Origin of the sequence: Tsukamurella sp. USMM236 (genome assembly GCF_037148755.1) — a bacterium.
Taxonomy (GTDB): domain Bacteria; phylum Actinomycetota; class Actinomycetes; order Mycobacteriales; family Mycobacteriaceae; genus Tsukamurella.
Window position 1 is genome coordinate 31,568 of the sequence record NZ_JBBCSS010000010.1, and the last position, 22,642, is coordinate 54,209.

Below are 22,642 nucleotides of genomic sequence, written 5' to 3' on the forward strand. Positions count from 1 at the left end.
GGCGGGTGGTATCGGAGGCGGCTACAGGACTATCGTGACGCCCTCCGCGGCGGACCGCCGCGCGGCGGCGAGGGCACGGGCCTGCGCGATCGCGTCGTTCCGGCCGAAGGCCGGCTCCGCCCCGCCGGCGAAGGCGGCGCTCGCCGCCTCGAACTCGATCCGGTAGGCGTCCTCGTTGTCGGGCCCGGGTGGCGTCAGGCCGAAGGCGCCGCCCGGATCCGCCGGCAACCGCTCCGCCCGTTCCCCGCGGATCAGCTCGACGGCGCCGAACCGGCACAGCCACGGATCGTCGACGACGATCCGTCCCTCCGTACCGACGAGCTCGAGCTGGTCGCGCCGGTCCAGGTCCAGTCCGACGTCGATCAGCCCGAGGACGCCGCCCTCCAGTTCGAGGACCGCGGAGGCACGCAGATCGTGGCCCGCGCCGGTACCGGCCGGATCCGCGACCCGCACGGCGCGCACCGTCGACGGTTCGCCGCCGAACAGCCGCACCGCGCTGACGCAGTACCCGCCGAGGTCCGCCAACGCGCCGCCGCCGAGATCGGTCGTGCGCCGGATGTCGCCTGCGGGGGCGCTCACGCTGAGCGCGGCGCGGACGAGCGCGAGCTCACCGATCGCGCCCTCCGCGAGCAGTCGACGGACCAGCAGCGTCTGCGGGTGCAGCCGCCACATGAAGCCCTCGATCGCGTGCCGCCCCGCGCGCTCCGCGGCGTCGAAGACGGCCGTCGCTTCATCCGGGTCCAGGGTGAGCGGCTTCTCGCACAGCACGTGCTTCCCCGCCTCCAGCGCCCGGATCGCCCACTCACCGTGGAGCGTGATCGGCAGCGGCACGTAGACCGCGTCGATGCCGCTGTCGGCGAGCAGCTCCTCGTAACTCCCGTACGCGGCGGGCGATTCCACCTCGGCCGCGTAGGCGGCGGCGCGCCCGGTGTCACGACCCGCGACGGCGGCGAGCTCGGCGCCGCCGGCGGCGGCGATCGCGCGGGCGGCGACGCGACCGATCCCCGAGGTGGCGAGTAGGCCCCAACGCACCGTCACGCCCGGACCTCGACCACGGCTCCGGTGCGGAGGGACTCGGCGGCGGCGTCGGCGAGCACCAGGGCCGCGCGGCCGTCGACGAACCCGGGCGATGCCGCGCCGCCGGTCTCCGTCATCGTCACGAAGGCGTCGAGCTCGGCGCGATAAGCCGGGGTGTACCGGTCCAGGAAGAAGTTCAGGACCGGCCCCGCGGCGCCGGTGTGAGCCGCGCCCGAGAAGGCCACCGACGTCGCGTGCTGGTTGGCGGCGGTGAGCGAACCCAACGCGCCGAAGGCCTCGAGCCGCTGGTCGTAACCGTAGGCGCAGCGCCGGGAGTTGGTGATGGTCGCCAGCTGCCCGCCGGCGCCGCGCAGCACGACCATGGCGCCGTCGATGTCGCCGGCCGCGCGGATCTCCGCGGAGACCAGGTTCGATCCCAGCGCCGACACCGCTACCACCTCGCCGAGGAAGAACCGGGCGAGATCGAGATCGTGGATCATCATGTCCCGGAACAGCCCGCCCGACGAGGCGACGTAGTCCGCCGGCGGCGGCGCGGGGTCGCGGCTGGCGATGGTCAGCTGCTCCAGCGGGCCGATTTCGCCCGCCTCGACGCGACGGCGGACCTCGGCGAAGGAGGAGTCGAACCGGCGGTTGAAGCCGAGCATCACCCTGTCGGTGAGGTCGCCCAGATCGGCGCGGCAGGCGTCGACCCGGGCGATGTCGAGGTCGATGGGCTTCTCACACAGCACGGTCCGTCCCGTTCGCACGGCGCGGGTGAGCAGGTCGACGTGCGTCGGCGTCGGCGAGGCGACCACGACGGCGTCCACGTCACGGGCCTCGAGGACCTCCTCGACGTCGGTCGTCCATGCGGCGCCGAAGCGCTCGCCGACCTCCTTCGCCGCCGCCTCGATCGGGTCGAAGACCCATGCCAGCTCGGCGCGCTCGCTCACCGCGACCGAGTCGGCGTGCACGCGCCCGATCCGGCCGCAGCCCAGCACCGCGATCCTGATCCTGCTCATCGCACCTCCTCCAGGTTCTGCGCGGCGCGCAGCGTCTCGACGGCCAGGGCGACGGATTCGCGCTGGCCGAGCGTGTAGTCCTCGTTCTCGATGGACAGCGGGCCGTCGTACCCGGCGTGCCGGAGCGCGGCGATGAACCGCACCCAGAAGTCGACCCCGTCCGGGTGGCCGGTGCCGACCGCGACGTAGTTCCACGCCCGCTCGCCGGTGCGCGGATTCGGGACGGTCTCGAGCCGCGACGCGACCGCCGCCCGGTCCTCGATGCGGGTGTCCTTGGCGTGCACGTGATGGATCGCGCCGTCCAGGGCGCGGATCGCGGCAAGCGGGTCGGCGCCCATCCAGATGAGGTGGCTGGGATCGAAGTTCGCGCCCACCACATCACCCATGGCGGCGCGCAGCCGCAGCAGGCCGGGCACGTTGTAGACGAGCTGGTTGGCGTGCATCTCGACGGCGATCCGCACGCCGCGAGCGCGAGCCTCATCGGCGATCGGCCCCCACCAGTCGATGGCCCGTTCCCACTGGTAGTCCAGGAGCTCCAGATTCTCCGGCGGCCAGACCGTGGTGATCCACGGGGGCACCGTGTCACCCGGATAGCCGGGAAGGCCGGACATCGTGACGACCGTGCCGATCTCGAACTCCTCCGCGAGCCGCAGCGCGCCGCGCAGGACCGCGGCGTCGCGCTCCCCGTGCCGGGGATGGAGCGGATTCCCGGCGGCGTTGAAGGCCTCGAGCCGCAGCCCGCGCGATCCGATGTCCCGGGCCAGCGCGGCCCGGGCGGCACCGTCATCCAGCAGTTCCGCCAGATCGGCGTGCGGGGCGGGCGACCACCCGCCGTGCACACCGCCCAAGCCGATCTCGACGGTCTCGACGCCGAGGTCCACGGCCGTGTCGAGGGCCTCGGCGCGGGTGAGCTCGGAGAGGCTGTCGGTGAGCAGTCCGATCTGCACGTCAGCCCTCGATCCCGGACGCCGCAGGCACCGTCAGACCGAACAGCCCACGACGACGGACGAAGGAGTCGTCGGGCACGCCGATCTCCGCGAGACCGGCGACCCCGGAGGTGAACAGAGCGCCGTCGAGTGGGAGCGGCACTGTCGCGCCGAGGGCGCCCGACGCGTACGCGGCCACGGTGATCTCGAGGATGTGCCGGGCCGTCGCGGCATCGACGGCGGGCGCACGGCCGCCGCCGATCGCATCGGCGAAGTCGAGCACCGTGTCGCGCATCGACGCGGCGATGAGGGACTCCAGTTCGGCGCCCGCCGGGAGGTCGACGGTGCGCGTCCCGGACTCCGTGGTGACGGTGAGGGATTCGAACGGCGCCCACGGCATCGTCCCGTCCGCGCGGTAGTGCGCGACGGCGCGGCCCCGATCGCCCTCGACCGCGACACCGCCCTGGCCCATGCCCCACGCGATGTTCACCATCGCGACGCGGCGGCCGGCCTCGAGGCGGCACAACGCGATTCCGTCGACGGCGTCGCCGTCGGTCGCGCTGTCCACGAACGCGGAGACCCGCTCCGCGCGGGCGCCGAGGAGGGCCTCGGCGAGATACACCCCGTGCAGCATGTCGACCAGGACGCCCCCGCCCGCCTGCGCGGGATCGTGCCGCCACGTGGGCCGATAGCCCGCCGCGCCCGGCAGGTCCAGGACACCCAGCATGTCGACGCGCGCCGTGCGGATCTCGCCGAGCTCCCCCGAGTCGATGATCGCCGTGAGCGCCACCACCTCCGGGAAGAACAGGTAGTTGGCGACCACGGCGAGGACGGTTCCCGCCTCCTCGGCCGCGACGCGCATGGCCTCGGCGTCCGCGGGAACGGCGGCGATCGGCTTCTCGCACAGCACGTGCTTGCCGGCGCGGGCCGCGGCGATCGCGACGTCGCGATGCAGGTGCTGCGGGGTGCACAGGTCGAGCGCGTCGACGTCGTCGCGCGCCAGCAGGTCGGCGACGTCCGCATGTACCTGCTCCGGCGTGAGCCCGGCCGCGACGCGCCCCAGCTCGAGCCGTTCCGGTGTCGGATCGGCGATGCCGACGATGCGGAACCGGTCGTCCGCGGCGAGGTAGGCGGGGATGTGGAAACCCAGGGCGATGTTGCCGCAGCCCACGAGGGCCACGCGGATCGGCTCGGTCATGCGGTGCTCGATTCGGGTCGGTGGTGGTCAGGTGTCGACGGAGACGGGGCGACCGGCCTCGTCGGACCGGACGGCGGCCTCGACGACGGCGAGGGTGCGGACGCCGTCGGCGACGTCGGGGAGATCAACCAGGTACGGAACGGGGTCCTCGCCCAACGCATCGGCGAGCAGCGCACGAGCGAAGTCGCGGTAGAGGTTCGCGAAGGCGAGGGCGTACCCGTCGGGGTGGCCGGCGGTGAACCGGGACGCGGCGATCGCTGCCGGTGTCGCCGCGGGTCCGGCCTTGGTGAGCAGACGATCGGGCTCGCCGTCCGCACGCCACCACAGCGTCTCCGGGGTGTCGTGGTCCCAGGCCACGCTGCCGCGGTCGCCGTAGACGGTGACCGCGAGGCCGTGGGTGGCCCCGGCGGCCTGGGACGTGCTCCAGCAGCGGCCGCGGGCGCCGCCCTCGAATCCGAGGCCGAGGTAGGCGTTGTCGAAGGCGACGTGCTCGGGGGCGACCCGCGCGAGGTCCGCGGCGACCGTCGTGATCCGCCTGCCGGCGACGAACTCCGCGAGGTGCAGCGCGTGCGTGCCGAGATCGGCGATCAGCGCGGTCACGCCGCCCTCCGTGCCGTCCACGCGCCACGAGCCGGGCGGTGTGTTCGCCGCGTACATCCCGCCCGCGAACCTGCTCTCGACCAGGGTGATCCGCCCGAGGTCGCCCCGGGCGACCATCTCCCGCGCCTGGCGCACCATGGGATAGCCGCTGTAACAGTGGGTCAGCATGAGCCGCCGGCCCGATCCGGCCACCGCCGCCGCGACCCGGCGGGCGTCGGCGGCGGTATCGGTGAGCGGCTTCTCGCAGATCACGTGGAAACCGGCTTCGAGGAGGTCGCAGGCAATCTCGGCGTGGCTCGACGGCCGGGTCGCGACGATCACCGCGTCGACGGGGTCCGCCCGCGCGGACTCCCCCGCGATGAGCGCGCGGTGATCGGCGTAGGTGCGGTCCGGTGGCACGAGCCACGACCGCCCGGTGGCCGCGTTCGTCGCCGGCGTGCGGGAGAAGGCTCCCGCCACGAGGTCCCACAGACCGTCGGTGCGGAGCGCGATGGCGTGGGTCTCGCCGATGTAGCTGCCGATCCCACCGCCGACCATCGCGACCCGCAGCCGGCGCCCGAAGCGTTCGAGGAGCGTCGCCGCCACCGGATCACCTGCGCAGTTCGTGACTGAGGGTCTCGAGCTCGTCGCCGCCCGCCATCTGCGAGGTCAGCTCCTCCAGGCTGATCTCGTCGTACGTGCAGTCCAGCTTCTGCCGGCCGCGATTGAGCAGCACGAAGTGATCGCCGACCATGTACGCGTGGTGCGGGTTGTGCGTGATGAAGACGACGCCGAAGCCCTGGTCCCGGGCCGCGGTGATGTACCGCAGCACCATGCCGGACTGCTTGACGCCCAGCGCGGCCGTCGGCTCGTCGAGGATCAGCACGCGCGCCCCGAAGTAGATCGCCCGGGCGATCGCGACGCACTGCCGCTGGCCGCCCGACAAGGAGCTGATCGGGGCGTCCACGTCCGGGAGGTCGATGCCCATCTTGAACAGCTCCTCCTTCGTCGTGGCGCGCATGGTCTGCACGTCGAGGCTCTTGAGGAAGCCCGAGCGCAGCTCCTGCCCGAGGAAGAAGTTGCGCCACACCGGCATCAGCCCCACGACGGCGAGGTCCTGGTAGACGGTGGCGACGCCCTTCTCGAGCGCGTCCTTGGGCGAGTCGAGGGTGGTGACCTCGCCGTCGACGAGGACCTCGCCCTCGCTGGGCTTGTGCAACCCCGCCATCGTCTTGATCAGCGTCGACTTGCCCGCGCCGTTGTCGCCGAGCACGCAGGTGACCTCGCCGGGGAACACGCGGAGGTTGATCCCCTGGAGCGCGATGATGTTGCCGTACTGCTTGCCGACGTCCTTGAACTCGATCAGCGCGACCTTGTCGTCGCCGGTGTCGGGCGTCTCGGCCTGAATATCGTCCGTGGTCATCGGGTCACCTCTTCGCGGCGAAGTTGCGGAATGCGTTGTTGGCGATCACGGCGAACAGCAGCATGATGCCGAGGAAGAACTTGAACCAGTCGGGGTTCCAGCCGGCGTAGACGATGCACTGGTTGACCATGCCGAAGATGAAGGCGCCGATCATGGCCCCGACCGCGGTGCCGTAGCCGCCCGTGAGGAGGCAGCCGCCGATGACGGCGCCGATGATGTACAGGAACTCGTTGCCGACGCCTTGCCCGGACTGGACGGTGTCGTAGGCGTACAGCAGGTGCTGGCCGACGAACCAGGCGCAGAAGGCCACGAACATGAACAGGCCGATCTTGACCTTGGTGACCGGGACGCCCACGGCGCGTGCTGAATCCTGGTTGCCGCCGACGGCGAAGATCCAGTTGCCGACGCGGGTGCGCATGAGGACGTACGTGGCGACCGCGGTGAACAGGATCCACCACAGGACCGTCACCTTGAGGCCGACGCCGAAGATGTGGATCGTCGAGGAGAAGACGGCCTGCGCCGACGGGAAGCCCTCCATGTCCGCGATCGTGGGGGTGGCGACCTGACCGGTGACCATCTTGGTGACCGCGAGGTTGATGCCGGTGAGCATGAGGAACGTGGCCAGCGTGATGAGGAAGCTGGGGATCTTGGTGCGCATCACCATGTAGCCGTTGAAGGCGCCCACCACGAGCGACAGCCCCAGGGCGAGCAGGGATCCCACCCACGTGTTCAGGTGCAGGTTGTAGGCGAGCATCGACGCCGCGAGCGACGAGAAGGTCACGGCCACACCGGTCGACAGGTCGAACTCGCCGCCGATCATGAGCACGGCGACGCCGCAGGCCATGATGCCGATCGTCGAGCTGGCGTACAGCACGGTGGCGAAGGCCTCCGGGCTGCGGAAGGGCGGCGCCACGATCAGGAAGAAGATCAGGATTGCGATCGCGCCGATCAACGCACCCATCTCGGGGCGCAGGATCAACCGCTGCAGGGGCTTCTGCTTCTTGACCCGCTCGTCGGTGACGGGCGTGTGCGTACTCAGGTCGAGGGCCTCGTCGGTGGTCATCAGCGGGTCCCGCCCTTGGCGAGCTCGGCGACCTTGTCGACGTTGGTCTTGTCGATGAACGCCGGACCGGTGAACACGGCCTGGCCGCCGCCGATGGTGTTGCCGTTGATGATCTGCAGCCAGAGCGAGTCGATGGCGAGGTAGCCCTGGAGGTAAGGCTGCTGGTCGACGGCCCACGCGACCTTCCCGTTCTGGATCGCGCCGACCAGTGCCGCGTTGGTGTCGAAGGTGACGATGCGGGGTTTGCTCGCGGAGCCCTCCAGGGCCTTGCTCGCCGTCAGCGCGAACGGCGCACCCAGAGCCACGACGGTGTCGATGCTCGGATCCTGCTGCAGCTTGGCGTTGACCTTGGACTGCACATCGGTCATGTCCTCGCCGTTGACGTTGAGGTTCTCGACGGTGCCGCCCGCAAGGCCGGTCCGGACCCCCGCGCATCGCGACTCGAGCTGGACCTGGCCCTGCTGCTGGATGATGCAGATGGCCTTCTTCGCGCCCTCCTTGGAGAGGCGCTCGCCCACCGCGACGCCCGCGGTGGTCTCGTCCTGGCCGAAGTACTGCTGGATCCCCATGCGCGCGTAGTCGTTGTAGCCGGCGTTGAACGCGGAGACCGGGATCCCCGCCTTCTGCGCGTTCTGCACCACGGCCTGGAAGGCATTGGGTGTGGACAGCGTGAGCGCGATCCCGTCGACCTTGCTGTCGATCGCGGCCTGCACCAGGTTCGCCTGGTTGGGCGCCTGCGGGTCGTTGGAGTACCGGAGGGTGACGTTGTCCTTCTTCGCCGCCATCTCCGCGCCCTTGCGGATGAGATCCCAGAAGGTGTCGCCGGGCTGCTGGTGCGTGACCATGGCGATGGTCAGGCGCTTCGTGCCCGCCGAGCCGACGCCGGCACCGCCGTCGCCGGTGTCGCGCGGAGCGCCGCCCGTGCTCGAGCAACCCACCACCGTGATGAGCGCCGCCGTGCCGGCCGCGGTCGCGGCGAGCAGGGTACGGAGCCTTCGCGGCCGCTGCGTGGTCTTCTTCATGCTGTGTCCCTTCGACCTCACCGAGTGAGACGACCCACTCGCTGAGCTGAATGTAGTACAGATCACAGCGCTTGCCTAGTGTTTGTTCAGACATACGCACATTGCCGCGATCTTGTGGCTCAACTGGGTGCTCCCGTGGTCCCCCGGACGACCAGTCGCGGTGCGAGAACATCCCTCTCGCTGTCGCGCGCCGACGACGATGCGCCGCCGTCCGCCCCCATCCGGTCGCGCAGGAGCGCACCCGCCCGGTTCCCCACGTCGAAGCTGCGGTCGTCGACCGTCGTCAGCCCCACCAACCGGGTCGACGCCAGCGAAGTGTCGTCGTAGCCGACGACGGAGAGATCGCGCGGAACGTCCCGCCCGTGTTCGCGCGCCGCTCCGAGCACGCCGACGGCCATCACGTCGTTCGCCGCGAACACCGCGGTGACCCCGGGATCGGCGGCGAACAGCTCGGCGGCGGCGCGGAACCCGGCCTCGTCCGACGCCTCGCCGCGCCAGGAGGCGTCCACCACGGTCGCGCCGAGGCGCGAGGCCTCGACGGAGAACGCCGCGCGCCGCACCTCACCCGCGCCGCCGCCGGCGCACACCTGACCGAGGGTGCGATGCCCCAGTTCGACGAGGTGCCGGGCGGCGAGGCGCGCCCCCTCGGCGTCGTCGTTGGCGACCGCGTCGAACCGCGCGTCGTGCGCCGCCCGCGTGCCCGCGACCACGACCGGCGGCAGCGCGGCACCGTCTCGGGCCAGCAGCGATTGCGGTGGATCCATGCCGAGCACGAGCCCGTCGACCCGCATGGCGAGCATGGACTCGACCGGATCCTCAGCCTGATCCGCGGTCGCGACGTCCACGACCGCCAGCCGGTAGCCGGCCGGGCCGAGCGCGGCGTGCAGGCCGCGCACGAGGTCGACGAACCACAGGTTCGTGTAGTCGTCGATCAGCACCCCGACGGTGCGCGTGCGCCGCGCGGCGAGGTTCGCCGCCGCCCGGCTGGGGCGGTACCCGAGGTCCGCGATCGCCTCCTCCACCGCCCGGCGAGACGCCTCGCCGACCCGCGGGGATCCCTGCAGGACCAGTGATACCAGGGATTTCGACACCCCCGCCCGCCTCGCGACGTCGTAGATCGTCGGTCGCTTACCTTCCATGCGCCACCCTCTTGACAGGACATACGAACATTGCTCATGCTTGTTGGAGCGCTCCAATTCACATCGACACTAGGTCGCGATGGAGCGCACAGCAACCTGAAGGAGGGAACATGAGCGGGAACAGCATCGGCGTCGCCGTGATCGGCGCCGGCATGGCGGGCAAGGCGCACGCCGCGGGCTATCGAGCCGCCACCGCCGTCTACGGCCCCGGACTGCCGGACGTGCGGCTGGTCTCCATCGCCGACGCGTACGAGCCGCTGGCGCACGACACCGCTCGCCGGTTCGGCTTCGTGCGGCACGACACCTCCTGGCAGGCGATCGTCGCCGCCGACGACATCGACGTGGTGAGCGTCGTCGTGGCCAACGCGCTGCACCGCGAGATCGTCGAATCCCTTCTGGCCGCGGGCAAGCACGTGCTCTGCGAGAAGCCGCTGTCCGACACCATCGACGACGCGCGCGCCATGGTGTCCGCCGCGGACACGGCGGCCGAGCGCGGCGTCCTGGGCCGGATCGGCCTCACCTACCTCCGCTCCCCCGGGATCGCCCTGCTCGGCGACCTGGTGCGCAGCGGCCGCCTCGGCCGGCTCATCAACTTCGACGGCGCGTACTGGACCGACTACGCCTGCGACCCCGACGGTCCCATCAGTTGGCGGTTCACGGGGCCCGCGGGTTCGGGCGCGCTCGCCGACGTCGGCAGCCACCTCACCTACATCGCCGAGCTCTTCGGCGGCCCCGTCGCCACCGTGCGCGGCGCGACGCTGCACACCGCGTTCCCGACGCGGCCGAAGCCGTTGGGCCGCGTGATCGGTCACGAGCACGGCGCCGTCAGCGACGAGCGCGACACCGTCGAGAACGACGACGTGGCAGGCTTCTTCGTCGACTTCGCCGGCGGCGGGACCGGGGCGCTGCAGGTCTCCCGCGTCGCCGCGGGGCACCCCAACACCCTGAAGTTCGAGGTCTTCTGCGAGCGCGGATCGGCGGCGTTCGACTTCCGCAACCCGGGCCGGGTCCAGGTCCTGTTCACCGACGAGGGCCATGCGCTCGGCGGCCCGCGCACGGTGACGCTCGGCCCCGACCACCCGTACTGGCGAGGCGGCCTCGCGATGGACGCGCCCGGCGTGGGGATCGGCCAGAACGACGGCTTCGTCTTCCAGGCCCGCGCGATGCTCGAGGAGGTCGCGGGCCTACCTGTGGACGAATCGCTGCCGCGGAACGCCGACTTCGTCGACGGGCTGCACAACATGGAACTCATCGACGCCGTCGCCCGATCCGCCGTGGCGGGTGGCACGCCGGTCGACGTGCCGTCCCTCCTCCCCCAGTCCTGATCACCCCAGTCCCGACCAACTCCGACGGAGCCTCCATGAAACTCGGTCTGTACAACGCCATCTACCACGACCGCCCCCTGCCCGACGCGCTCCGCGCCATCGCCGCGGTGGGCCTCACCGGAATCGAGCTCAACACCGGTGGCTTCCTGCCGCCGGTGCACGTGCCGAACATCGCCGACATACTCGTCAGCGACACGGCCCGCGACGACTACCTCGGGATCTTCGAAGGCACCGGCGTCGCCATCGCCGGCCTCAACTGCAACGGCAACCCGCTGCATCCGAACCGCGCGATCGGCGGCAAGCACGCCGACGACGTCCGCCGCTCGATCCGGCTCGCGGCCCGCCTGGGCCAGGACCGCGTCGTCACCATGTCGGGCCTGCCCGGCGGTGACCCCGGTGCACTGCACCAGAACTGGGTGGTCAACGCCTGGAACTCCGCCGCGCTCGACGTCCTGGACCACCAGTGGGAGATCGCCACCGACTTCTGGCGCGAGACCGACCGCATCGCCCGCGACCACGGCGTCAAGGTCGCGCTCGAGCTGCACCCGCAGAACATCGTCTTCAACAGCGCGACCGTGCACGAGCTGGTCGAGCGCACCGGCTCGACACACCTCGGCGTGGAGCTCGACGCCTCGCACCTGTTCTGGCAGCAGATGGACCCGGTGGCGGTGGTCCGGCACCTCGGCGACCTGGTGGTGCACGCCGCAGCCAAGGACGTCCGCATCAACCCGGAGTACGCGGCGCTGAACGGGGTTCTGGACAACTCGTTCCACCGCCTGGGCCCCGACGAGGCCCGCACCAACCTCGGCGGCGACGAGTGGGCCAACGAGTGGCCGACGGAGTCCGCCTGGGACTTCGTCGCGCTGGGCAAGGGCCACGACGTCGCGTACTGGACCGAGTTCCTGCGCGCCCTGCACGACGTGGATCCCGACATGCTCGTCAACATCGAGCACGAGGACACCGAGCTGGGACGGGAGGAGGGCGTCGCCGTCGCGGCGGAGGTCCTGCTCGCCGCCGACTCCGCCCTGGCCGAGTCCTTGCTCGCGGAGTCCGCGAGCGCATGACGGACGAGGGTGCCGGCGGTCCGCCGGCACCGTCTCCCCGCGCGGGTTCACGCGAGCGTCACCCAGCGCCCCTCGTCGACCGAACGGGTCATGGCGTCCAGCGCTCGGGCGCTGCGCACGGCGTCCAGGGCCGTCGCACCCTCCGGGACGCCGGTGACGATGGAACGCAGGAAGTGCTGGGCCTCGATCACCTTGAGGTCGTCGTAGCCCATGGGATTCGCCGCGCCGGGCTGGAAGGCGGCGTAGTCGCCGCTGCCGGGCCCGACGTGCACCGTCGACACGGGCTGGTCCTGGAAGGAATCGCCGAGCGACGCCTCGATTTCGCCCATGCGCCGGTAGTCCCAGCGCACCATGCCGGACGTGCCGTGGATCTCGAAGCCGTAGGAGTTCTGCTCCCCCACCGCGACCCGGCTCGCCTCGAGGACGCAGCGCGCCCCGGACGTCAGGCGCAGCTGCGCCGACAGGTAGTCCTCGTTCTCGACGGGGCCCCGCACGCCCGAGGTGGCGAGCTGGTGTCCCGAGGTGGCGCCCGTCGGCTCCGACCGCTCGGGGATGAAGATCGCGGTGTCGGCGACCAGCGCGTCGATGTCGCCGAGCAGGTAGGAGACCAGGTCCACGCCGTGCGAGCCGAGGTCGCCGAGGACGCCGTTGCCGCCGCGGTCCCGCTGGTAGCGCCACGTGAGGGCACCGTCGGGATGGGCGGCGTAATCGCTGAACAACCGGAACCGCGCGTGCGTGACGGTGCCGAGCCGGCCGTCGGCGACCATGGCCCGGGCCGCCTGCACCGCGGGGGCGTTGCGGTAGTTGAAGCCGACGGCAGTGCGGCGATCATTGCGAGCGGCGGCCTCCGCGACCGCGGCCGCGTCGGCCTCGGTCAGGCCCACGGGCTTCTCGATCCACAGATGCTTGCCGGCGTCGAGCACCGCGACGCCGATCTCGCGGTGGAGGAAGTTGGGCACCGTCACCGAGACGGCGTCGATCGACGGATCGCCGAGGACGTCGCGCCAGTCGGTGTACGCGGAGGCCGCCCCGAACCGGGCGGCGAAGGTCTCCGCGCGCCCGGGGACGTCGTCCGCCACCGCGGCCAGGACGGGCACCGCGACGCCGTCCGGGTAGTGGTGCGGCACACGGGCGTACGCCTGCGCGTGCACCCGGCCCATCCAGCCCATGCCGATCACGGCCACCCGCACCGGGGTCGGATCCTGCTGCGTACCGTCGTGCATCGTGTGCCACCTCCGTCGTTTCCAGCCGTGCGAACGGTTTCAGGATGCCACACGCTCGATAGTCATGTCAGGACATTCTTTCAATCTTGTCGAACTACTTGTCAAACAGGCTCGCGGTCTGCTGTGATGTTCCTCACGCGGACAGCGGGAAGGACTCCAGAATGACGGACGGACTCACCAGCACGCCGGAGGGCCGAACAGCCCTGCCGGCCCTCAGACCCGGCCCCCACCAGCGGCGGATGGACCTGGTCGCGGTCGTCGCGACCTTCGGCGGGCTGCTCTTCGGCTACGACACCGGCGTGCTCAACGGCGCGCTGGAGCCGATGAAGCACGACCTGGGGCTGACCACGACGACCGAGGGCCTGGTGGTCAGCACCCTGCTCATCGGGGCCGCCGTCGGGGCGCTGGTCTGCGGCCGGCTCGCCGACGCCGTCGGGCGCAGGAAGACCATGATCATCCTCGCGGTGGTCTTCTTCGTCGGCACGCTCGGCGCCGTCTTCGCGAACGACCTGGCGGTGATGCTGCCGGCCCGGTTCGTCCTCGGCCTCGCGGTCGGCGGCGCCTCGGTCGTCGTCCCCGTCTACCTGTCGGAACTGGCGCCCACGGAGCGACGCGGCACCCTCGGCGGCCGCAACGAGCTGGCCATCGTGATCGGCCAGCTGCTGGCCTTCGTGATCAACGCGATCATCGCCCGCGTGTGGCCCCCGCTCACCGACGCCAACCCCGACGGCCATCCCGGGGTGTGGCGGATCATGCTCGCGGTGTGCGCCGTGCCCGCCGTCTTCCTGTTCCTCGGCATGCTGCGGATGCCGGAATCGCCCCGCTGGTACATCTCGAAGGGCCGCGACGACGAGGCGCTCGCCGTGCTCATGCAGGTCCGCACCGAGGACCGCGCGCGGGCCGAGATGGCGGAGGTCGAGGAGCTCGCCCGCGAGGAGGAGGCCGCGCAGACCGGCGGCTGGGCCGACCTGGCGATCCCGTGGGTCCGCCGCATCATGCTCGCCGCCGTGATCCTCGCGATCGCCCAGCAGCTCACCGGCATCAACTCGGTGATGTACTACGGGACCGAGATGCTCAAGACCGCCGGCTTCAGCGACAGCGCGGCGCCGATCGCGAACATCTTCATGGGCGTCTCCGCGGTCGTCGGCAGCGCGGTCTGCCTGTTCTTCCTCATCGACCGCGTCCCCCGTCGCACGCTCATCATCGCGGGCATGATCGGCGTGACCGTCTGCCACGGCCTCACCGTGCTGTCGGCGCTGATCCTGCCCGAGGGCAAGGTGCAGGCCTACGCCGTCCTGATCTTCGTCGCCCTGTTCGTGCTCGCCATGCAGACGGCGCTGAACGTGCCCGTGTGGGTGTGCCTGTCCGAGCTCTTCCCGCTGCGGCTGCGCGGCTTCGGCATGGGCCTGTCAGTACTGGTCCTGTGGCTGACGAACGCCCTCGTCGGGCAGCTCTTCCCCACCCTGATCAAGGTCGGTGGCATCGTCGGTACGTACGGCACGTTCTTCGTGGTGTGCGCCCTGTTCGGCGTCCTGATCTACAAGACCCTGCCCAACACCAGCGGCCGCTCCCTGGAGGACTTGGAGGAGTCCTTCTCCGGCGGCGACTTCCGCTGACCGGATCGTTCTCGACACGAGGAGCATCATGACCATCATCGTCGCGGTCCCCGGCACCACCGAAGGCCCCGTCGCCCTGCGCGCCGGCATCGAGGAGGCGAGATCCCTCGGCACCGATCTCGTGGCCGTCAACCTCGGCATCGCCAAGCTCGACGTCTCGGGCGTCGACGGGGACGTCGCCATCACCGTCGTGGAGCGGACGGGGCGCGGCGACCGCGACCCCGTCGACGCCGTGCTCGACGAGATCGACGAGCGCGGCGCGACCCGCCTCGTGATCGCGGTCCGCCGCCGATCGCTGGTGAGCAAGGCCGTTCTCGGCAGCGTCAGTCAGCGGCTGATCCTGAACTCGCCGATCCCCGTGCTCGCCGTCAAGGCCGACTGAGTCAAGGCCGACTGAACGGCGTCAGCGGTCCTCGGCGAGGCTGGTCAGCGTGCCGATGCCTTCGACGGTGACGGCCACGTGCTGGCCGGCGGTGATGGGGCCCACGCCCTCCGGGGTGCCGGTGAGGATGACGTCGCCCGGCAGCAGGGTCATGACGGACGAGATCCACTCGACGATGTCGCCGATGGAGTGGATCATCAGCGACGTGCGCGAGTCCTGCTTGATCTGGCCGTCGAGCTCGGTGTAGATCCGCGCGTCCGACGGGTCGAACTCCGTCTCGATCCACGGGCCGAGCGGGCAGAACGTGTCGTACCCCTTGCCGCGGGTCCACTGGCCGTCCTGGCGCTGCTGATCGCGGGCGGTCACGTCGTTCGCCACGGTGTAGCCGAGGATGACGTCCTTCGCGCGGGCGGCGGGGACGTCGCGGCAGGGCTGGCCGATGACCACGGCCAACTCGCCCTCGTAGTCCACCTGCTCGGAGCTGCGCGGCAGCTTGATCGGCGCCAGCGGGCCGATGATCGACGTGTTGGGCTTGATGAAGATCACGGGATCCTTGGGCGCCTCGCCGCCCATCTCCGCCGCGTGCGCCGCGTAGTTCTTGCCGATGCAGACCACCTTGCTGGCGAGGATCGGCGCGAGCAGGCGAACGTCGTCGAGCGCCCAGCTACGGCCGGTGAACTCCGGTGTGCCGAAAGGGTGCTCGGAGATCTCGCGGGCCCGGGCCCCGTCCTCCGGGTCACCCTCGATGGCCGCGAACGCGACCCCGTCACTGCTGGCGATTCGTGCAAGGCGCATGCCGCGAGCCTACCGTTCGACTCCGATACTTCGATCCACTAGGCTTCGTCTCAAATAGTAAGCATGTCGTCTCACTAGTTGGGAGTAGCGATGGAGATGTCCGCCGCCCGCCGCTGGTGGATCCTGGTGGTCTCGATGACCGCCGCGATCACCACCACCGCCGCCGTGAACTGCACCGCGTTCCTCCTCCCCCAGCTCATCCAGGGCGGCCTGAGCCCGCAGCGCGCCGGGCTGTTCGCGGCCGCCGCGCCCGCCGGCCTGCTGCTCACCACGATCCTGTGGGGCGTCATGATCGATCGCTACGGCGAGCGCCGCGTCCTGCTGATCAGCATGGCCGGAGCCGTGGTCGGCCTGGCGGCGGCCGTCGCGGCGTTCGCGGCGCACGCCCCGTTGTACGTCGCGGCCGTCGCGCTCTTCGGCGCCTCCGCCATGGCGGCGAGCGGCAACGGAGCGAGCGGCCGCATCGTCGTCGGCTGGTTCCCGGCGTCCAGCCGCGGCACCGCCATGGGGATCCGGCAGACCTCGCAGCCCCTGGGCATCGCGCTGCTGTCGCTGACGATGCCACTGCTGGCGAGCCGTGCCGGACTCACCGCCGCGATGCTCGTCCCGCTCTTCATCGCGGTGGTCTCCGTGGTGCTGGTGTGGGCGTTCATCGTCGATCCGCCCCGGCCCGAGACCGGCCCCGCGGCCGCGGACGCCCGGTCGAACCCCTACCGCGAGGACTCCTTCCTCGTCCGCATCCACGCGGTCTCGCTGCTGCTGGTCCTGCCGCAGGGCGCGATCTGGACCTGGGGCATCACGTGGCTGATCGTCGGACTGCACTGGGCGCCGGCGACCGCGGGGCTCCTGATCTCGGCGAGCCAGCTGCTCGGAGCGGGCGGACGGATCCTGGCCGGTGCGTGGTCGGACCGGCTGGGCTCGCGGACCGCGCCGATCAAGTGGATCGCCGTGGCCGCCGCGGCGTCGATGGCCGGGCTCGGCGCGCTCGCCGCGATCGGCTCGCCCGTCGCGGTCGTCGTCCTGCTCGTCGCCTCGGTGGTCACCGTCGCCGACAACGGCCTCGCCTTCACCGCGATCGCCGAGAAGGCGGGACCGTTCTACAGCGGGCGCGCCCTCGGGATCCAGAACACCGGGCAGTTCGTCGCCACGACCGCGGCCGGGCCGATCCTGGGCGCCCTCATCCACGCGACGAGCTTCGGCGCCGCCTTCGCCCTCGTGGCCCTGGCCCCTCTGCTCGCCTACCCGCTCGTCCCCTCCGACGCGAAGCGCGCGGACCAGCCGGAGAGTGCGGACGCGGCACCGTCGCTACCCCTGAAATGACTTAACAGCGTTAGCCCAGGGCGCTTCCTGGGGGAACGCCTGCTGCTAACGCTGTTAAGTCAGGGATGGGCTCGACGGTGCCCCGACAGAGGGCGGGCGACGGGTTACGCGCTGAGGGCGGCGGCGATGCGGTCGCCGACCTCGACGGTGCGGATCGGGGCGTCGCCGCGGGCTGCGAGGTCGGCCGTCACGGCGGCCTCGATGCGCTGCGCGCCGTCCTCGTTCCCGAGGTGCCGCAGGAGCATCGCGGCCGACAGGATGGCCGCGGTGGGATCCGCGACGCCCTGGCCGACGATGTCCGGGGCGCTGCCGTGCACGGGCTCGAACATCGACGGGTTGGTGCCCGTCGCGTCGATGTTGCCCGACGCCGCCAGGCCGATGCCGCCGGAGATCGCGCCGGCCTCGTCGGTGAGGATGTCGCCGAAGAGGTTGTCGGTGACGATGACGTCGAACCGCGACGGGTCCGTGACCAGGTAGATCGTGGCGGCGTCGATGTGGCTGTAATCCACGGCGACGTCGGGGAACTCGGTCGCCACCTCGTCGACGGTGCGCTGCCACAGCGAGCCGCCGAAGACGAGCACGTTGGTCTTGTGCACCAGCGTCAGCTTCTTCCGCCGGGTGCGCGCCAGCTCGAAGGCGAAGCGCACCACGCGCTCCGCGCCGAACCGGGTGTTGACCGAGGTCTCGTTGGCGACCTCCTGCGGGGTGCCGACGCGGATCGCGCCGCCGTTACCGGTGTACGCGCCCTCGGTGCCTTCGCGGACCACGACGAAGTCGATCTCGCCCGGGTTCTTCAGCGGCGACTCGACGCCCGGGAAGAGCTTCGACGGGCGCAGGTTCACGTGGTGATCCAGCGCGAACCGCATCTTCAGCAGCAGGCCGCGCTCGAGCACGCCCGGCGGGACCTTGCGCGGGTCGCCGATGGCGCCGAGCAGGATCGCGTCGTGCTCGCGCAGCGACGCCAGGTCCTCGTCGGTGAGTAGCTCGCCGTTGCGCTCGTAGCGGCGCGCGCCCAGGTCGTAGTCGGTGGTCTCGATCTCGCCGACCACCGCGCGCAGCACCTTGAGCGCCTCCGCCGTCACCTCGGGGCCGATGCCGTCCCCGCCGATCACCGCGAGCTTCACGACAGGTCCACCTGCGCGATGGTGGTGGCGGCGACCGCGTCGCCGATGGCCTGCTGCACCTCGGCCGAGACGGGCTGGCTGACGCGCAGCAGCACCGTCGCGCCCGCACCCTCGGCGTCCTGGCTCAGCGCCGCGGCCTGGATGTCGATGCCGGCGTCGCCGAGCAGCGTGCCGATCTTGCCCAGCGAGCCCGGCTGATCGCCGTAGGCGATGAACAGGTTCAGGCCCTCGGCGCGCAGGTCGAAGTTGCGGCCGTTGATGTTGGTGACCTTCTCGACGCGGCTCAGGCCCGAGAGCGTGCCCGCGACGTTCTGGACGGTGCCGTCGCCGTAGACGGCGCGCACGTCGACCAGGCTGCGGTGGTTGGGGCTCTCCGAGACCTTCTCCAGCTCGACGGTGACGCCGCGCTCCTCCGCGAGGGCGGGGGCGTTGACGAAGGTGACGGCGTCCTCGATGACGGCCGAGAACAGGCCGCGCAGCGCCGAGAGCTGCAGGATGTCGACGTTCTCGCTGGCCAGCTCGCCGCGGACGGTGACGCCGATCTTCTCCGGCAGCTGCCCGGGCAGGCCACCCAGCAGCACACCCAGCTTGCGGGTGAGCTCGAGCCAGGGCGCGACCTCCTCGTCGACGGCACCGCCCTTGACGTTGACGGCGTCCGGGACGAACTCGCCGGCCAGGGCCAGGCGGACGCTCTTGGCGACGTCGGTGCCGGCCCGGTCCTGGGCCTCCGAGGTCGAGGCGCCGAGGTGCGGGGTCACGACGACCTGCGGCAGCTCGAACAGCGGGCTGTCGGTGCAGGGCTCGGTCTCGAAGACGTCGAGGCCGGCGCCGAAGACGTGACCCGAGGTGATGGCGTCCGCGAGGGCCTGCTCGTCGATGAGGCCACCGCGGGCGGCGTTGACGATGACGACGCCCTTCTTGGTGCGGGCGAGCGCCTCACGGCCGATCAGGCCCTTGGTCTCGGGGGTCTTCGGGAGGTGCACCGAGATGAAGTCGGCGCGCTCGAGCAGCTCGTCCAGCGTGAGCAGCTCGATGCCGAGCTGCGCGGCGCGGGCCGGGCTGACGTAGGGGTCGTACGCCACGATCTTGGTCTCGAAGGCGGCGAGGCGCTGCGCGACGAGCTGGCCGATGCGGCCCATGCCGACGACGCCGACGGTCTTGCCGAGGATCTCGACGCCGTTGAAGGCGCTGCGCTTCCAGGTGTGCTCGCGCAGGGTCTTGTCCGCGGCGGGGATCTGGCGCGCGGTGGCGAGCATCAGCGCGACGGCGTGCTCGGCCGCGGTGTGGATGTTCGACGTGGGCGCGTTGACCACGAGGACGCCGCGCTCGGTGGCGGCGGGCACGTCCACGTTATCGAGACCGACGCCCGCGCGGGCGACGATCTTGAGCTTGGTGGCGGCGGCGAGGACCTCCGCGTCGACGGTGGTCGCGGAGCGCACGAGCAGCGCGTCGGCCTCGGGGACCGCGGCGAGCAGCGCGGGGCGGTCGGGGCCGTCGACCCACTTCACCTCGACGTCGTCACCGAGCGCCTCCACTGTCGACGGTGCCAGCTTGTCGGCGATCAATACCACGGGACGGGTCACTTGCGCTCCTCATTCACGGTGCCGGTTGCACCGTCAGCTTAGTGACCTGGTGCTCGGCGGAACTCGGGCGGGTCGCGCGGCGGCGCGCATCGAGCATCGCGCAGCCGAGCCCCGCGACGAACATCGCGAGGCACAACGCCAGCGCGAGAACCAGTCCGCCCGCGTCGTGCGGGCGGGCCAGGTACAGGCCCGACGTCGCGGTGAGTGCCACTGTCGCCGACAGCCGCTGTACCAGCTGGAGGAAGCCCGCCGCCACGCCGTTCGCCGCGGGCGGGGCGTACTCCAGCGTCAGGGCCCGATTGGGGGCGTCGACGAGGCCCGACGCCACGCCCGAGGCGGTCGACAGGGCCGCGACCACGATCAGCACGCCCGGGCCGCTGAGCACGCCGACTGCGCTCACGTAGGCGACGACGATCACGGCCTCGGCGACCAGCGCCCAGACCACCGTCGCCCGGCCGAACCGCGCGGCGACCCGCCACCCGATCCCGGAGGACGCCGCCATGGCCAGACCGCCTCCCGCCAGCACCAGGGCCGCCTGCAGCGCGCTGAGCCCCTCGCGCTCGATGAGGTACATGGTGAGGACGGTGTTCGCGGACAGCGCCGCACCGAAGTAGAAGGTCGCCACACCGGCACCGAGGGTGAAGCCGCGCGCGGCCAGCAGCTCGGGGACGAGCACCGGGGTACCGCCGCGGCGCGCGTAGCCGCGCTCCCAGCGCACGAGGAGCACGACGACCGCTCCGGCCGCGACGACGCAGGCGCCCGTTCCGGCCGCTCCGAGGCGGGCGACGAGCGGGATCAGCACCAGCAGCACCGCGGCGGCCAGCAGCGCGAGCCCGACGAGGTCGAACCGGGCCGCGCCGCGCGGCGCACCGTCGCGCCGCAGGAACACCGCGGCGCCCACCAGCGCGAGCACCCCGAACGGGACGTTGAGCGCGAGCGCCCACCGCCAGCCGGTCTCCTCCCCCGCCAGGCCGAGCACCAGGCCCCCGGTCACCGGCCCGGCCACGCCCGCCAGCCCGATCGCCACGCCGTAGGCGGCGAGCGCGCGGGCCCGGAGCACCCCGGTGAACCGATCGGCGATGATGCCCAGCACCTGCGAGCTGATGACGCCGGCGGCGACGCCCTGCAGCAGGCGCGCGGCCACGACCTGCCAGGCCCCGTCCGCGAGGGCGGAGACCAGCGCCGACGACGAGAACACCGCGACCCCGCCCAGGAACAGCCTGCGCCGGCCCAGCACGTCGCCGAGTCGGCCCGCCGGAACCAGTGCCAGTCCGAACCCCAGGGAGTAGGCGGCGAGGACCCATTGGGTCTGCCCGGGGGTGGCATCGAGCTGCGCGCGCAGCGCGGGGAGGGAGACCGCCACCGCACCCGAATCGAGCAGCGTCGCGAACCCCGCGAGGCAGCACACCAGCACCTCCCAATGGGCCCGGCCCCGCGGCCTCGGACGCACGGATCTCCCGTTTCGCAACGTCTCCACCAGGGGTGCAAACCCGTGGTGGCCGTGGACATTTCCCCCGGATCGAGATGATCCGAATCGTTGACGCCGGACGGGCGCGGGACGAACGTGAGTGTCCAGATCCGATGACCACGAGACGGGAACCACATGGCGCAGAACGCATCCTCCTCCGCGGACCGGCCGACGGGAGGGACGCCGGAGCTGCATCTCGGCGTCGCGCTGGACGGCGCCGGATGGCACCCGGCGGCCTGGCGCGAACCCGCCGCGCGGCCGCGGGAACTCGGCTCGGCGGGGTACTGGTCCGACCTCGCGAGCGAGGCGGAGACCGGGTTGCTCGACTTCGTCTCGATCGAGGACGCCCTGCGCGTACCGTCGCACGACGTCGGCCGGGTCCGCAGTCGCGTCGACGCGCACCTCATCGCCGCGCTGATCGCCCCGTCGACCTCCCACATCGGCCTGATACCGACTGTGACGACCACGCACACCGAGCCCTTCCACGTCTCCACCGCGATCGCGACCCTCGACTACACCTCGCGCGGCCGCGCGGGCTGGCAGCCGCGCATCTCGCCGACCGCGGCCGAGGCGGCGCATTTCGGGCGCCGGACCATCGCGGACCCGACGCCCGCCGAGCTCGCCGGATCGCAGCCGTCGCAGGCCCTCGTCGACCTGTTCGACGAGGCCGCCGACGCCGTCGAGGTCGCCCGCCGCCTGTGGGACAGCTGGGAGGACGACGCGGAGATCCGCGACGTCGCGACGCGCCGCTTCATCGACCGGGACAAGCTGCACCGCGCGGACTTCTCCGGGCGCTTCTTCTCGGTCCGCGGGCCGTCGATCACGCCGCGACCGCCCCAGGGGCAGCCGGTGGTGGCGGCGCTGGGACACGCTCCGGTTCCGTACGAGTTCGCCGCCCGCGCCGCCGATCTACTGTTCGTGACCCCCACCCTCGCGGACGGGCCCGCCCCCGTCCTCGCCCTGGTCGACGAGGCCGCCCGGCGCGTGGGGCGCGACGGGGAGCGGCTGCGGGTGTACGCCGATGTGGTCGTGTTCCTCGACAGCGGAACCGAATCCGGCGCCGAGCGCCTGGCCCGGCTCGACGCGGACGCCGGATCCCCGTTCACCTCCGACGCCGCGATCTTCGCCGGCTCCGCGGACGACCTCGCCGACCTGCTCCTCGACTGGTCGGACGCCGGCGTGGACGGGGTGCGCCTGCGCCCCGGCGCGCTGCCCGACGACCTCACCGCGATCACCCGCCGTCTGGTCCCCGCGCTGCAGGCGCGCGGCCGATTCCGCACGGAGTACCCCGACGGTCCGCTCCGCGCCCTGCTGGGCCTTCCGTCGACCGTCCCCAACCGCTACGCGACCGTCTGA

The 22,642-nt window shown here is 71.7% G+C and carries 20 protein-coding genes; 6 read left to right on the forward strand and 14 right to left on the reverse strand.

Going from position 1 to position 22,642, the window contains the following annotated elements; all coding sequences use genetic code 11:
* Positions 1-21: 21 nt before the first annotated feature.
* From WFK95_RS23110 to WFK95_RS23150, 9 genes are all read right to left on the reverse strand, one after another.
* Entirely contained in the window at positions 22-1,038 is a 1,017-nt protein-coding gene (locus tag WFK95_RS23110; protein WP_336672102.1) for a Gfo/Idh/MocA family protein, read from the reverse strand.
* The gene (iolG, locus tag WFK95_RS23115; protein WP_336672103.1) at positions 1,035-2,036 is read right to left on the reverse strand and encodes an inositol 2-dehydrogenase; all 1,002 of its coding nucleotides are present in this window, start codon (positions 2,034-2,036) and stop codon (positions 1,035-1,037) included. Before iolG ends, WFK95_RS23110 begins: the two co-directional genes overlap by 4 nt.
* Entirely contained in the window at positions 2,033-2,983 is a 951-nt protein-coding gene (locus WFK95_RS23120; RefSeq protein WP_336672104.1) for a sugar phosphate isomerase/epimerase family protein, read from the reverse strand. The genes iolG and WFK95_RS23120 overlap by 4 nt, the downstream gene beginning before the upstream one ends.
* A 1-nt stretch (position 2,984) precedes the next feature.
* A complete protein-coding gene (locus WFK95_RS23125) occupies positions 2,985-4,160 on the reverse strand; it encodes a Gfo/Idh/MocA family protein (protein WP_336672105.1) in 1,176 nt (391 codons plus the stop codon).
* 27 nt (positions 4,161-4,187) lie between these two features.
* A complete protein-coding gene (locus WFK95_RS23130) occupies positions 4,188-5,345 on the reverse strand; it encodes a Gfo/Idh/MocA family protein (RefSeq protein WP_336672106.1) in 1,158 nt (385 codons plus the stop codon).
* A gap of 4 nt (positions 5,346-5,349) precedes the next feature.
* Positions 5,350-6,162: an ATP-binding cassette domain-containing protein gene (locus WFK95_RS23135; RefSeq protein ID WP_224646779.1), complete on the reverse strand. Its 813-nt coding sequence runs from the start codon at positions 6,160-6,162 to the stop codon at positions 5,350-5,352.
* Positions 6,163-6,166: 4 nt separating this feature from the next.
* The gene (locus WFK95_RS23140; protein WP_224646778.1) at positions 6,167-7,225 is read right to left on the reverse strand and encodes an ABC transporter permease; all 1,059 of its coding nucleotides are present in this window, start codon (positions 7,223-7,225) and stop codon (positions 6,167-6,169) included.
* A complete protein-coding gene (locus WFK95_RS23145; RefSeq protein WP_224646777.1) occupies positions 7,225-8,247 on the reverse strand; it encodes a substrate-binding domain-containing protein in 1,023 nt (340 codons plus the stop codon). The genes WFK95_RS23140 and WFK95_RS23145 overlap by 1 nt, the downstream gene beginning before the upstream one ends.
* A gap of 119 nt (positions 8,248-8,366) precedes the next feature.
* Positions 8,367-9,386 (reverse strand): LacI family DNA-binding transcriptional regulator, encoded by a 1,020-nt coding sequence (locus WFK95_RS23150; RefSeq protein ID WP_224646775.1) that lies wholly within the window; start codon positions 9,384-9,386, stop codon positions 8,367-8,369.
* Positions 9,387-9,496: 110 nt separating this feature from the next.
* Between WFK95_RS23150 and WFK95_RS23155 the strand changes: the two genes are divergently transcribed.
* Positions 9,497-10,711: a Gfo/Idh/MocA family protein gene (locus tag WFK95_RS23155; RefSeq protein WP_336672107.1), complete on the forward strand. Its 1,215-nt coding sequence runs from the start codon at positions 9,497-9,499 to the stop codon at positions 10,709-10,711.
* A 35-nt stretch (positions 10,712-10,746) separates the two neighbouring features.
* The gene (locus WFK95_RS23160) at positions 10,747-11,775 is read left to right on the forward strand and encodes a sugar phosphate isomerase/epimerase family protein (protein ID WP_336672108.1); all 1,029 of its coding nucleotides are present in this window, start codon (positions 10,747-10,749) and stop codon (positions 11,773-11,775) included.
* A gap of 47 nt (positions 11,776-11,822) precedes the next feature.
* Here the strand turns inward: WFK95_RS23160 and WFK95_RS23165 are convergent, their stop codons facing one another.
* Complete coding sequence (locus WFK95_RS23165) at positions 11,823-12,998, reverse strand: Gfo/Idh/MocA family protein (RefSeq protein ID WP_336672109.1); 1,176 nt, start codon at positions 12,996-12,998, stop codon at positions 11,823-11,825.
* A gap of 161 nt (positions 12,999-13,159) precedes the next feature.
* Between WFK95_RS23165 and WFK95_RS23170 the strand changes: the two genes are divergently transcribed.
* Together WFK95_RS23170 and WFK95_RS23175 are read left to right on the forward strand one after the other, a co-directional pair.
* Positions 13,160-14,614 carry a sugar porter family MFS transporter gene (locus WFK95_RS23170; RefSeq protein ID WP_336672110.1) on the forward strand — a complete coding sequence of 485 codons (1,455 nt, stop codon included), beginning with the start codon at positions 13,160-13,162 and terminating at the stop codon, positions 14,612-14,614.
* A 28-nt stretch (positions 14,615-14,642) separates the two neighbouring features.
* Positions 14,643-14,996 (forward strand): universal stress protein, encoded by a 354-nt coding sequence (locus WFK95_RS23175; protein ID WP_336672111.1) that lies wholly within the window; start codon positions 14,643-14,645, stop codon positions 14,994-14,996.
* 21 nt (positions 14,997-15,017) lie between these two features.
* On the opposite strand, the gene WFK95_RS23180 is transcribed toward WFK95_RS23175, so the two are convergent.
* Positions 15,018-15,791, reverse strand: a complete 774-nt coding sequence (locus WFK95_RS23180) for a fumarylacetoacetate hydrolase family protein (RefSeq protein ID WP_336672112.1) — start codon at positions 15,789-15,791, stop codon at positions 15,018-15,020.
* A 90-nt stretch (positions 15,792-15,881) separates the two neighbouring features.
* Here WFK95_RS23180 and WFK95_RS23185 point away from each other — a divergent pair, with 90 nt between their 5' ends.
* On the forward strand, positions 15,882-17,111 hold the full coding sequence (locus tag WFK95_RS23185; RefSeq protein WP_336672113.1) for an MFS transporter: 1,230 nt from the start codon (positions 15,882-15,884) through the stop codon (positions 17,109-17,111).
* Between the two features lie 104 nt (positions 17,112-17,215).
* On the opposite strand, the gene WFK95_RS23190 is transcribed toward WFK95_RS23185, so the two are convergent.
* Genes WFK95_RS23190 through WFK95_RS23200 form a run of 3 tightly spaced genes read right to left on the reverse strand, consistent with a single transcriptional unit; the run spans position 17,216 to position 21,268 of the window.
* Positions 17,216-18,235, reverse strand: coding sequence for a 3-isopropylmalate dehydrogenase (locus WFK95_RS23190; RefSeq protein WP_336672114.1), 1,020 nt, complete (start codon positions 18,233-18,235; stop codon positions 17,216-17,218).
* Positions 18,232-19,818: a phosphoglycerate dehydrogenase gene (gene serA / locus WFK95_RS23195; protein ID WP_224646762.1), complete on the reverse strand. Its 1,587-nt coding sequence runs from the start codon at positions 19,816-19,818 to the stop codon at positions 18,232-18,234. The genes WFK95_RS23190 and serA overlap by 4 nt, the downstream gene beginning before the upstream one ends.
* A 13-nt stretch (positions 19,819-19,831) precedes the next feature.
* Positions 19,832-21,268 carry an MFS transporter gene (locus WFK95_RS23200; protein WP_336672115.1) on the reverse strand — a complete coding sequence of 479 codons (1,437 nt, stop codon included), beginning with the start codon at positions 21,266-21,268 and terminating at the stop codon, positions 19,832-19,834.
* Between the two features lie 153 nt (positions 21,269-21,421).
* Here WFK95_RS23200 and WFK95_RS23205 point away from each other — a divergent pair, with 153 nt between their 5' ends.
* Positions 21,422-22,642, forward strand: a complete 1,221-nt coding sequence (locus tag WFK95_RS23205) for an LLM class flavin-dependent oxidoreductase (protein ID WP_336672116.1) — start codon at positions 21,422-21,424, stop codon at positions 22,640-22,642.

Bases quoted from the DNA above. Each gene is read 5' to 3' on its own strand.
- WFK95_RS23155 (WP_336672107.1), top strand. From the start codon at position 9,497: ATGAGCGGGAACAGCATCGGCGTCGCCGTGATCGGCGCCGGCATGGCG.
- WFK95_RS23170 (WP_336672110.1), top strand. From the start codon at position 13,160: ATGACGGACGGACTCACCAGCACGCCGGAGGGCCGAACAGCCCTGCCG.
- WFK95_RS23185 (WP_336672113.1), top strand. From the start codon at position 15,882: ATGGAGATGTCCGCCGCCCGCCGCTGGTGGATCCTGGTGGTCTCGATG.
- WFK95_RS23160 (WP_336672108.1), top strand. From the start codon at position 10,747: ATGAAACTCGGTCTGTACAACGCCATCTACCACGACCGCCCCCTGCCC.
- WFK95_RS23175 (WP_336672111.1), top strand. From the start codon at position 14,643: ATGACCATCATCGTCGCGGTCCCCGGCACCACCGAAGGCCCCGTCGCC.
- WFK95_RS23150 (WP_224646775.1), bottom strand. From the start codon at position 9,386: ATGGAAGGTAAGCGACCGACGATCTACGACGTCGCGAGGCGGGCGGGG.
- WFK95_RS23125 (WP_336672105.1), bottom strand. From the start codon at position 4,160: ATGACCGAGCCGATCCGCGTGGCCCTCGTGGGCTGCGGCAACATCGCC.
- WFK95_RS23145 (WP_224646777.1), bottom strand. From the start codon at position 8,247: ATGAAGAAGACCACGCAGCGGCCGCGAAGGCTCCGTACCCTGCTCGCC.
- iolG (WP_336672103.1), bottom strand. From the start codon at position 2,036: ATGAGCAGGATCAGGATCGCGGTGCTGGGCTGCGGCCGGATCGGGCGC.
- WFK95_RS23205 (WP_336672116.1), top strand. From the start codon at position 21,422: ATGGCGCAGAACGCATCCTCCTCCGCGGACCGGCCGACGGGAGGGACG.
- WFK95_RS23135 (WP_224646779.1), bottom strand. From the start codon at position 6,162: ATGACCACGGACGATATTCAGGCCGAGACGCCCGACACCGGCGACGAC.
- WFK95_RS23140 (WP_224646778.1), bottom strand. From the start codon at position 7,225: ATGACCACCGACGAGGCCCTCGACCTGAGTACGCACACGCCCGTCACC.
- WFK95_RS23165 (WP_336672109.1), bottom strand. From the start codon at position 12,998: ATGCACGACGGTACGCAGCAGGATCCGACCCCGGTGCGGGTGGCCGTG.
- WFK95_RS23180 (WP_336672112.1), bottom strand. From the start codon at position 15,791: ATGCGCCTTGCACGAATCGCCAGCAGTGACGGGGTCGCGTTCGCGGCC.